We start from the raw sequence: 10,505 nt of genomic DNA, 5'->3' as shown, positions 1-10,505 counted from the left end.
GCCCACGTCAGAGCGGACAGAAGCACCCCCGGCGCACTCCACGGGATTTACCACGCCCCCGGCGCGCACCGAAGGTGCGCTGGATCGCTGACCTGCTACTTCAGCTGTCGGGGTGGCGGGATTTGAACCCACGACCTCTTCGTCCCGAATAAGGTCCGGACAAGATCTACATCTTGCGCTTGAGATATCTGCGCAGGTCAGACCTTTGGTCTCAGTTGGTCTCACGTCGTCCAAGAGGGACTTTGGGAGAAGATCTTCTCCCAGTTTTCTCCCAGCACTAGACGGCATTTGTAACCGGTCACTCATCGACTCTGAGAGCGCTCAAGGCTGCTGCGGCGTCGGTATGGCCGGCGCTCGCTGCGCGGGTGTACCAAGTGCGGGCGCCTTCGGTGTCGTCCAGCAGCGTGGCGACGGTTTGCGGCAGCGGCTGCGAGGACGCCTGGGCAAGGTAACAGCGCCGCGCAACGCTCACCTGCGCAACACGAAGAGGCAGGCGGCCACCCCGAAGGGTGATCCGCCGCCCGAATTACCGGAAGGAGCAGGTGCGTTGCCTACGGCCCTACTTTCCGGCCCATTTCCCGCTCGTGGCGATCGACTCCAGCTGCTGCATGGTCAGCGCGGGTGTCTGCCGCGTGGCCTTCGCATTCTGGGACCCGGAGTTGAACGCGGACACCACGACCCGGAGGCCGTCCGTACGGATGGTGTCGGCGGTCCACATCACCACGCCAGCACCGCCCTTCTCGCCCGGGCCCTGATGCGTGACGACCTTCGTCCCGTCCGGCAGCACCTCCGCCCCGGACCCGAACAGCTCCCCCTCCACGTCGGACATGTTCGGCTGCACGTTGATCTGCACCAGGCTCGCGCCTTTGCCGTCATTCACGACGACGTACGCGTATCCGTCGGCACCGTGCTCTGAGGCCACCTTCGCGGACACGGGCAGCAGCGACTTGAGCTTTCTCAGGATCGCCTGGCCGTCCTGCCCCTGCGCCGGCGGCTGCTGTACCGGCTCCGGGGCCGCCTTTCTCAGAGCGTTCATCACGGGCCGCCACTCGTCGGAGATGACGAGTCCCTTCAACTGCCCAACAGTGAGCGGGGGTTCGGCCCGTGAAACGGCGGCGTCCTTCTCTGCGGGCGCGTTCCACTCGCTGGCATCGACCGTGTAGCCGTCGGGGGTCACGAGATAGGCGTGCCACCACTTGGTGTCCACGCGCTTGTCAGGGTATTCGTACCCGCGCAACACCATCAGGCGCGAACCGTCGGCAAGCGTCTCATTCCGGCAGGAGTCGTGCGGCACGAAGGTCTTGTCGGGGCATTCGAGCTGCTGCTCCGCCTGCGTGCCGTCCGGGTCGATGGCGCCGACGCTCACGCCGATCGCAGCCTTGCCCTTGCCATCGTCGAAGACGAGGTGCGCCGATGGCCCGAACCGGTCGGCCGTGCCGCGCCCTGCCTGCCCGCTGACCTTCCCCTCCGGCAGCAGCCCTACCAACCTCTCGATCACCTGCTGCGCCGAGAGCTGCGGCCCCTTGCCGGGCGACGACTTCGTCGAAGGGCCGGTCTCCTGCACCTTCGGCTGCGCGGCCACGCCCGCCCTGCCCTGCCCCGAGCCGTCGCCGAACGCCCCTGTGGTGTACGACGCCCCGAACCCCACGACGGCGAGCGCCGCGACGCTGCCGGTCACGGCCGCGACCCGCCTGCGTCGCAGCCTCCGCCGGCCGCGCACGACGCCGCCGTCCACCAGCGGGCGCCCCTCCACGGAGAAGTCCTCCCCGGTGCGGCGTAGCGCGTCACCGAGCCCGCCTTCGAACGCGTCCAGGTCCTCCCGCGTTCCAGACATGCCAAACCACCACCATTTCTCGTAAAAGTCAGTCGGACTGATCAGTGCGCGGCGAACTCTCCGATGCTGTCGCCCAGTTGCACCCTCATCCGGGCGAGTGCACGGGTGCTGCGGGTGCGTACGGCTGCGGAACTGACGTTGAGGACGTCCGCAGTCTCCGTGACCGACCGGTCCTCCCAGTACCGCAGCACGACCACCGCCCGGTCCTTCGCCGGCAGCTTCCGCAGCGCGTCCAGGAGCATGAGCCGCAGCGAGGCGTCTCCCGGCGCGGCCGTCTCCGAGACCTCGGGAATCTCGTCGCTCGGCCGCTCTCCCGACGAACGCCGCCGCTGGTGCGCCAGAAAGACACGCACAAGAACGGTCTGCGCGTACGCCGCCGGATTGCCGAGCTTCGACGACCGACCCCACACCACATACATCCGCCCGAGCGTCTCCTGCACCAGATCCTCGGCGAGATGGGTGTCGCCGCTGGTCAACAGGCATGCCGAACGGAAGAGATGCCCCATGCGGGCCGCCGCGAACTCCCGGAAGGCACTCTCCTGAGACCGTCTCATCCGCCTCCCTCCCCCTTGCCTCGTCGCCTACACCATTTAGATGCGGTGGGGGCGGCGGGATGTTTCACCCGAGTTGCTTACTCTCTCCGCGAGCTCATCGGCGAGTAGTTCCCGCAGCCCCCCGACCACCGAGGTGCCGGTCCCCTCCAGCGCTCAGAGACCGTGCGCCATCGCTCGTATGCCTCTTACGCGCGGAGGTGGACCTTCGCTCCAGGATGCCGATGCCACCGCTAGGCACGAGACACAGCTCTTGAACTGACGCCACCCGGCCCCGAAGCCAACCGGTAAGCAGGGGCCGGGGCCAACGCCGGCTCCGGCAGATTTACAGAGGGCGCCCGGTGTCGTGCTCCGTAGCACCCGTCTGCAGACCGCGGCGCACTGGCGGAGGACGGGATTCGCGACCTGGATCTTCCAGCCAGCGGCCACCGGCTGGTACCCGAAGAAGGCCCCGTACGAGGCTCATCCGGTCCCGGTACTGGCTGACCCATGGCCCGGAGCACCTGCCCGGGGCCGGAACGCCTCCGGCCGCGCGGACACGTGCTGGCTCCCGATCGCAAAGGGCCTCACCCCGCACGGTCTCCGTCACACGCACAAGACAGTGATGGAAGACCTCGGCATCCCGCCGAAGCTCATGGACGAGCGCCTGGGCCACGAGGACGGCTCGGTGCAGGCCCGCTACACCCACATCACGAAAGGAATGAGGGAGAGGCTCTTGGAGGGGCTGACCAAGCAGTGGGAAGAGTCGCTGGCTGCGAGACTGGCCATGTCGTCCGGCTCGCCGGTGGGTGTACTCAATGACCTTCTGAAAGCGCGGTCGTAGTCACCAGAGGCCCTGTCTCCGCGCTGCGGAGGCGGGGCCTCTCTGCGTTCGGGGCCAGGAGGCGCGGCGATTTCCATGATCCACTCCCCGCTCACTCCCGAGGAGCTCCGGAAACCACTCAGGGGCCCGACCCGCTCTCGCGGATCAGGCCCCTGACCTGGTGTTTCAGCTGTCGGGGTGGCGGGATTTGAACCCACGACCTCTTCGTCCCGAACGAAGCGCGCTGCCAAGCTGCGCTACACCCCGATCGCCGCCGGTCTCCCCGCGACATCGATTACTTTAGCCCACCGGCGCCCGGAGACGAAATCCGGTTTCTGCCCCGGTGGGCGAGGCGCCCCCGGGTTTCAGTCGCGGGGCGTCAGCGTCAGCAGGGTCGCCTCGGGCGGGCAGGCGAAGCGGACCGGGGTGTAGCGGTTGGTACCGCAGCCTGCGGAGACGTGGAGGTAGGCGCGCCGGTCGCCGACCGTGTGGCTGGAGAGCCCCTTGACCCGGTCCGTGTCCAGGTCGCAGTTGGTGACCAGGGCCCCGTAGAAGGGGATGCAGAGCTGGCCGCCATGGGTGTGACCCGCCAGGATCAGCGGGTAGCCGTCCGCGGTGAAGGCGTCGAGGGTGCGCAGGTACGGGGCGTGGACCACGCCGATGGACAGGTCGGCGCCCGTCTCGGGGCCGCCCGAGACCTCCGCGTACCTGTCGCGCTTGATGTGCGGGTCGTCGAGGCCGGTGAAGGCGAGCTCCAGGCCGTCGAGCTTGAGACGGCCCCGGGTGTTGCTCAGGTCCAGCCAGCCCGCCTCGTCGAACGCATCGCGCATCGGCTCCCACGGGTTGTGGACGACGCCGACCGCGGGGGCGTTGCCGTTGAGGCCGTGCTTGCCCTGGGTCTTCTCGAAGAGGTAGCGGGCCGGGTTGCGGAGCTTGGGGCCGTAGTAGTCGTTGGAGCCGAAGACGTACACACCCGGGATCTCCATCAGCGGACCGAGCGCGTCCAGCAGCTCCGGTACGGCCTCCGGGTCGGAGAGATTGTCGCCGGTGTTGACGACGAAGTCCGGGCGCAGGCCGGCCAGCGACTGCAGCCAGCCGCGCTTCTTGCGCTGGCCGCTCACCATGTGGATGTCGGAGACCTGCAGCACGCGCAACGGGCGTGCCCCGTGCGGGAGTACGGGGACGGTGACCCGTCGGAGCCGGAACGAGCGGGCTTCGAAACCTGCCGCGTAAACGAGCCCGGCGGCGGCGACCGCTGCGCCGGCTGCCGTGACTTTCAGGGGTACTCCGTAGCGTGCGCGCATGTGCCCATCGTCGCAGACACGATGCGGCGACAGGAAAACCGGCGGGCGGTGGCCACCCCGCACCTGCCACAATCAGCACATGACCACGCTCAAGTCCAAGCTCAAGGAAGACCTCACCACGGCCATGAAGGCGCGCGACGAGCTGACCTCGTCGACGCTCCGGCTGACCCTCACCGCGATCACCAAGGAGGAGGTCAGCGGCAAGACGTCGCGTGAGCTCTCCGACGACGAGGTGCAGAAGGTCATCGCCAAGGAGGCGAAGAAGCGCCGCGAGGCGGCCGAGGCCTTCGCCCAGGGCGGCCGGGCGGAGCAGGCCGAGCGCGAGAAGGCGGAGGGCGAGCTGCTCGACGCGTACCTGCCGAAGCAGCTCAGTGACGACGAGCTGGGTGCGATCGTCGCGTCGGCGGTCGACGAGGCGAAGGCCGCCGGCGCCGAGGGGCCGCGGGCGATGGGTGCCGTCATGAAGATCGTGAACCCGAAGGTCGCGGGGCGCGCGGACGGCGGCCGGGTGGCCGCCGCGGTGAAGAAGCTCCTCGCGGGCTGAGCGGACCGTACATACGAGGAGGTGGGGTGACCCGGAACATTCCGGGTCACCCCACCTCCTCGTTCATGGACCGAGCGGCCGGTCAGGGACCCTTCGTGCCGCCGTTACCCGGGCGCTGGGGTCCGTAGTTCCCGCCGGTGTTGTCCGGCGGGATGCTGTCGCCGGGGAACGGGTCGTTGCCGTCGCCCCTGTCCCGCCTCCTGTCCCGTCCCCTGCCCCGGCCCTCGTCCGTGTTGTCCGGCGGGTCCGGGATGTTGACGGTGTTGAACGACGGGGCGGGCACTCCGTTGAGGGCGTTCGTCATGGCGTCGCGCCAGATCGGTCCGGGGACCTGGCCGCCGTACACCTTGTCCTGGTACACGCCACCGATGGTGATGCGTTCCATCTCGACGCTCTGGGACGGGCTGCCGACCCAGACCGCGCCGGACATGTTCGGCGTGTAGCCGACGAACCAGGCGTTCAGACGCAAGTCGGTCGTACCCGTCTTGCCCGCGTTGTCGCGGCTCTGCAGGCCGGCCTCCCGACCGGTACCTGAGTCGGTCACACCGCGCAGCAGGGTGTTGACGGTGTCGGCCGTCGTCTGCGACATCGCCTGCGAGCAGGTGGTCTTAGGTACCGGGAGCGACTTGCCGTTCGCCGTCGTGACCGCTTCGATGGCGATCGGCGTGCAGTACGTGCCCCGGTTGGCGAAGGCGGCGTACGCGCTGGCCATCGTGAGCGGCGAGAGGCCGTTGGAGCCGAGGGTCAGTGTGGACGGGTTCTGCGGCAGCTTGGTGCCGTCGCCCTGCACCACACCGAGCTTGTCGGTCATCTGGGAGACCGGGCACATGCCGATGTCCTGGAGCATCTGGACGAAGTAGGTGTTGACCGACTTCTCCATCGCTTCCTTCAGGGCGTACGGCCCTTCCTCGGACTCGCTCTCGTTCTTCAGGTGGTACTTCGGCACAATGTTGTTGACCCACGGCTTTCCGCAGGTCTGAACCGTGTCCGGGTAGTCCATCTCGTACGGCGACGAGTACATCTGCGTCGCAGGCTTGCCACCCTCTATGGCCGCCGCGGCGAGGAACGGCTTGAACGTCGACCCGGTCGGGAAGCCGTAGTTCGAGCCGCCCATGTCCTTGTTGACCGAGTAGTTGTACTGGGTCTCGTTCGGCCCGAAACCGTACGGCTTGGACTGGCCCATGCCCATGATCTTGCCGGTGCCGGGCTGGACCAGCGTCACGGCGGTGGCGACCTTGTCCGTCTTGTAGACGTGACTCTTGATCGAGTCCTGCACGCCCGCCTGCGCCTGCGGGTCGAGCGTCGTGCGGACCGTGAGTCCGCCCTGGTTCCAGACCTTGGCCCGTTCCTCCTTCGTCTTGCCGAAGACCGGGTCGGCGAGGAAGACCTTGCGGACGTAGTCACAGAAGAAGGAGGCCCCGCTGACGGCCGTGATGCAGCCGTTCTTCGGCTTGCTGACCCTCAGCTTGACCGGTGTCGCCTGAGCCTTCTTTGCCGCCGTGTGAGTGATGTCCCCGACATCCGCCATCCGCTGGAGCACGGTGTTGCGACGCTTGGTCGCCTCCTCCGCGTCGTTGACCGGGTCGTAGCGGCTCGGCGACTGGACGATGCCGGCCAGCAGGGCGGCCTCCTCCAGCTTCAGGTCCTTCGCCGGCTTGGAGAAGTAGCGCTGGGAGGCCGCCTCGATGCCGTACGCCTGCTGCCCGAAGAACGTGATGTTGAGGTAGTTCTCCAGGATCTTCTGCTTGCCGAGCTCTTCCTCGACCTGGATCGCGTACTTCAGCTCCTGGACCTTGCGGCCGATCGTCTGCTGGGTGGCCTGCGCGACCTTGTCCGGGTCGTCGCCCGCCTCCTCGACGAAGACGTTCTTCACGTACTGCTGGGTGAGGGTCGACGCGCCCTGCGCGGTCCCGCCCGCCTGCACGTTGCGGTTCATCGCGCGCAGGATGCCCTTGAGGTCGATCGCCCCGTGCTGGTAGAAGCGGGCATCCTCGATCGCGACGATCGCCTTCTGCATGTACGGGGAGATGTCCTTCAGCGGGACGACGGTGCGGTTCCGCGAGTAGACCGTCGCAAGCATGTCGCCCTTGCTGTCCAGGATCTTGGTGCGCTGGCTCAGCGGCGGAGTCTTGAGGTTGGCCGGGATCTCGTCGAATCCCTCGACCGTTCCCTTCGCGGCGAGCCCCAGGGCTCCGGCGGCCGGCAGCGCGATGCCTGCGAGCACGACTCCGGAGAGTGCGGCGACACCGAGGAACTTGGCGGCCTGCTGGGTCGTGGTGAGACCCCCGCCCGAGCGGTTCTTTGGCATGGGGGCAGCCTACGTTCTCATTCGCCGGACACGCGTATATGCGTTGGCCTAAGCTGTTCCCAACTGTCACAGCAGTCCGGTTCCGTATCAACCCCATGCAGTATTCGGCCGTGACTCGATCACGGTTCGGCCAGCACCTCGGGCACCCCCGAATTCGCCCCATGTGTCATCGAACGTCCGTTGTGACTCAGGTGAATTGTCCCTATTTTGCAGGGATATTCTTGTATGTCCTCACCTCACTCCCCTGGGTGATCTGCCGCGTACGCATAGTCCGTTCGGGCCATTCAAGATTGGGCCCGAAGGGGGTGTTGTGCTGTCGCCACCTTCCGTAACGTCCTCAACTGGCAGCGGTGAATATGCCGCTACCGCCGTGGGGGAGCCTCGATTCGGGAGAGGACGGCGCCGGGATGGGCTGGGTAACCGACTGGAGTGCGCAGGCAGCCTGCCGCACTACCGATCCGGATGAACTGTTCGTACAAGGGGCAGCGCAGAACAGGGCCAAGGCGGTGTGCACCGGTTGCCCGGTGCGGACCGAGTGCCTGGCCGATGCGCTGGACAATCGCGTCGAATTCGGCGTGTGGGGCGGAATGACGGAACGGGAGCGTCGCGCGCTGCTGCGCAGGCGACCCACCGTCACGTCCTGGCGCCGGCTGCTGGAGACCGCTCGCAGTGAGTACGAGCGGTCCACGGGCATCCTGCCGGTGGCCATCGGTCTGGACGACGAACTGCACGAGACATACGCCGCCGTGGGGTAGACCGCCGGGGGGCCACCCGGCCGTTCGGGTGGGTTACGCAGCTCCGGCCGGAGCGGAATCGGTCGCGAGCCGGTCCCCGACGGCCCGCAGTCCTGCCAGGTCGTGCACATCTCCGGGCAGCGCCGCGACTTCGGTCACGGCGACCTCGGGGTGCAGTGCGGTGAAGCGGTCGCGGGTGCGCTGTTCGCGCGCGACCACCTGCATGCGTTCAGCGTGCAGCCGCAGCAGGCCTGCGGTCAGCTGCTCGACGGAGACGGCATCAGCCTCTGGTTCGGTGTCAGCATCCTGGGTGTGCTCGGAACGGGCGGGGGAGGGCGGCGACTCGGGGTCTTCGGGAGAGGTGACTGCCGAGTCGGCCGGGTCACGAAGTCCAGTCTTCCCGGTGGTCTGATCCACAATGCCGATGTCGTCAAGATTTTCTGCGGCTGCCAGGGCGCGCTCGGCGGAGAGCCGGGCGGCGTCACTGCCGTGGACCCGGTTGAGGACCAGACCGGCCAGGGGCATGTCCTCCGCGGCCAGCCGTTCCACGAAGTAGGCGGCCTCGCGCAGTGCGTCCCGCTCCGGTGTCGCGACGACGAGGAACGCCGTGCCGGGCGCCTGCAGCAGTCTGTACGTGGCATCCGCCCGGGTCCGGAAACCACCGAACATGGTGTCCATCGCCGCGACGAACGTCTGTACGTCGCGCAGGAACTGGCCACCCAGCAGCTTGCCGAGCGTCCCGGTCATCATCGACATGCCGACGTTGAGGAACTTCATCCCGGCCCGGCCGCCCATCTTCGCCGGAGCCATCAGCAGCTTGATGAACTTCCCGTCCAGGAAAGACCCGAGCCGCTTGGGCGCGTCCAGGAAGTCCAGCGCGGAACGCGACGGCGGGGTGTCGACAACGATCAGGTCCCACTCGTTGCGCGCCCGCAGCTGCCCCAGCTTCTCCATCGCCATGTACTCCTGCGTGCCCGCGAAACCGGCCGACAGGGACTGGTAGAAGGGGTTCTCCAGGATCGCGCGCGCCCGTTCGCCCTCCGCGTGCGCCTCGACGATCTCGTCGAAGGTCCGCTTCATGTCGAGCATCATGGCGTGCAGTTCACCGCCGCCCTCACCGGCGCTCTCGATGCCCGGAACCCGGCGCGGGACGTTGTCCAGCGAGAGAATGCCCATGGACTGGGCGAGCCTGCGGGCCGGGTCGATGGTGAGGACGACGACCTTCCGGCCGCGCTCGGCGGCGCGTACACCCAGCGCCGCCGCGGTCGTGGTCTTGCCGACGCCGCCCGAGCCGCAGCACACGATGATCCGGATGTCCGGATCGTCGAGCAGCGCGTCGGTGTCCAGCGCGGGCGCGGTGGCCGTGGCTGTGCCTGTACCGGCGTCCGTACGCGCATCGGTGCCCGGTTCCGTACCCGCTCTCATGCACCCACCCCTTGGCCCGCCTCTTCGCCCACGCCCTGCTTGCGGAGTTCGACCGCCAGGTCGTACAGACCTGGCAGATCCACGCCTTCGCCGATCAGCGGAAGTTCGTTGGCCGGCAGCTCCAGATCCGCGAGGGCCGCGCGCTGCTCGCGCTCCAGCTCGACCCGCTGGGCATGCTCGGCGGCCTGCTCGATCAGCGGACGTACCAGCGCCGCGGACCCGGTCACGCCCGCCCGGGTGAGCGCCTTGGCGATCTCCTTGCGGCGGCCCCCCGAGGCGGTACGCAGCGCGTCCTCGTCCAGCAGATGCGGCCGCACCATGTTCACGATGACCTTGCCCACCGGCAGTTCGGCCGCCCGCAGCTCCGCGACGCCGTCCGCGGTCTCCTGGACCGGCATCTCCTCCAGCAGCGTCACCAGGTGGACCGCCGTCTCCGGGGACTTCAGCAGCCGCATCACGGCCTGCGCCTGATTGTGTATCGGGCCGATCCGGGCCAGCCCCGCCACCTCGTCGTTCACATTGAGGAAGCGCGTGATGCGGCCGGTGGGCGGCGCATCCATGATCACGTAGTCGTAGCTGTACCGGCCCTGCTTGTCCTTGCGGCGTACAGCTTCGCAGGCCTTGCCCGTCAGCAGCACGTCCCGTACACCGGGTGCGATCGTCGTGGCGAAGTCGATCGCACCGAGCTTCTTGAGCGCCCGGCCCGCGCTGCCGAGCTTGTAGAACATCTGGAGGTAGTCGAGGAGTGCGCGCTCCGCGTCGATCGCGAGGGCGTACACCTCGCCGCCGCCCGGCGCGATGGCGATCTTGCGCTCCTCGTACGGAAGGGAATCCGCCTCGAAGAGCTGGGCGATGCCCTGCCTGCCCTCGACCTCGACGAGGAGGGTGCGCTTGCCCTCGGTCGCGAGGGCGAGCGCGAGGGCGGCGGCGACCGTGGTCTTACCGGTACCGCCCTTGCCGCTGACGACCTGGAACCTGCTCACGTATTCGAGCCTAACCAGTA

8 protein-coding genes, 1 tRNA gene and 1 pseudogene are annotated in these 10,505 nt (G+C 67.9%); 3 read left to right on the top strand and 7 right to left on the bottom strand.

What is annotated here, in order from left to right; genetic code table 11:
• Positions 1 to 559: 559 nt before the first annotated feature.
• Both ACWD6R_RS16320 and ACWD6R_RS16315 read right to left on the bottom strand, forming a co-directional pair.
• A complete protein-coding gene (locus ACWD6R_RS16320; protein WP_451819275.1) occupies positions 560 to 1,834 on the bottom strand; it encodes a hypothetical protein in 1,275 nt (424 codons plus the stop codon).
• A gap of 41 nt (positions 1,835 to 1,875) precedes the next feature.
• Positions 1,876 to 2,388 carry a SigE family RNA polymerase sigma factor gene (locus ACWD6R_RS16315; RefSeq protein WP_451819274.1) on the bottom strand — a complete coding sequence of 171 codons (513 nt, stop codon included), beginning with the start codon at positions 2,386 to 2,388 and terminating at the stop codon, positions 1,876 to 1,878.
• Positions 2,389 to 2,758: 370 nt separating this feature from the next.
• On the opposite strand from ACWD6R_RS16315, the pseudogene ACWD6R_RS16310 reads away from it, so the two are divergent.
• A pseudogene (locus ACWD6R_RS16310) lies at positions 2,759 to 3,208 on the top strand (tyrosine-type recombinase/integrase); the annotation flags it as partial.
• A 172-nt stretch (positions 3,209 to 3,380) separates the two neighbouring features.
• Here ACWD6R_RS16310 and ACWD6R_RS16305 read toward each other — a convergent pair.
• Both ACWD6R_RS16305 and ACWD6R_RS16300 read right to left on the bottom strand, forming a co-directional pair.
• Positions 3,381 to 3,454 (bottom strand) — tRNA-Pro (locus tag ACWD6R_RS16305).
• A 98-nt stretch (positions 3,455 to 3,552) separates the two neighbouring features.
• Positions 3,553 to 4,491, bottom strand: a complete 939-nt coding sequence (locus ACWD6R_RS16300) for a metallophosphoesterase (protein WP_451819273.1) — start codon at positions 4,489 to 4,491, stop codon at positions 3,553 to 3,555.
• 79 nt (positions 4,492 to 4,570) lie between these two features.
• Here ACWD6R_RS16300 and ACWD6R_RS16295 point away from each other — a divergent pair, with 79 nt between their 5' ends.
• Complete coding sequence (locus ACWD6R_RS16295) at positions 4,571 to 5,035, top strand: GatB/YqeY domain-containing protein (protein WP_451819272.1); 465 nt, start codon at positions 4,571 to 4,573, stop codon at positions 5,033 to 5,035.
• Between the two features lie 82 nt (positions 5,036 to 5,117).
• On the opposite strand, the gene ACWD6R_RS16290 is transcribed toward ACWD6R_RS16295, so the two are convergent.
• Positions 5,118 to 7,343, bottom strand: a complete 2,226-nt coding sequence (locus tag ACWD6R_RS16290; protein ID WP_451819271.1) for a transglycosylase domain-containing protein — start codon at positions 7,341 to 7,343, stop codon at positions 5,118 to 5,120.
• Between the two features lie 407 nt (positions 7,344 to 7,750).
• Between ACWD6R_RS16290 and ACWD6R_RS16285 the strand changes: the two genes are divergently transcribed.
• Positions 7,751 to 8,098, top strand: coding sequence for a WhiB family transcriptional regulator (locus tag ACWD6R_RS16285; protein WP_037690812.1), 348 nt, complete (start codon positions 7,751 to 7,753; stop codon positions 8,096 to 8,098).
• Between the two features lie 33 nt (positions 8,099 to 8,131).
• Here ACWD6R_RS16285 and ACWD6R_RS16280 read toward each other — a convergent pair whose 3' ends face one another.
• Positions 8,132 to 9,502, bottom strand: coding sequence for an ArsA family ATPase (locus tag ACWD6R_RS16280; RefSeq protein WP_451819270.1), 1,371 nt, complete (start codon positions 9,500 to 9,502; stop codon positions 8,132 to 8,134).
• On the bottom strand, positions 9,499 to 10,485 hold the full coding sequence (locus ACWD6R_RS16275; RefSeq protein ID WP_451819269.1) for an ArsA family ATPase: 987 nt from the start codon (positions 10,483 to 10,485) through the stop codon (positions 9,499 to 9,501). Before ACWD6R_RS16275 ends, ACWD6R_RS16280 begins: the two co-directional genes overlap by 4 nt.
• Positions 10,486 to 10,505 lie beyond the last annotated feature (20 nt).

The sequence above is a fragment of the Streptomyces sp. NPDC005151 genome (genome assembly GCF_053599875.1).
Note: the sequence above shows the minus strand (reverse complement) of the source record. Positions and strands in the feature narration are given on the sequence as shown.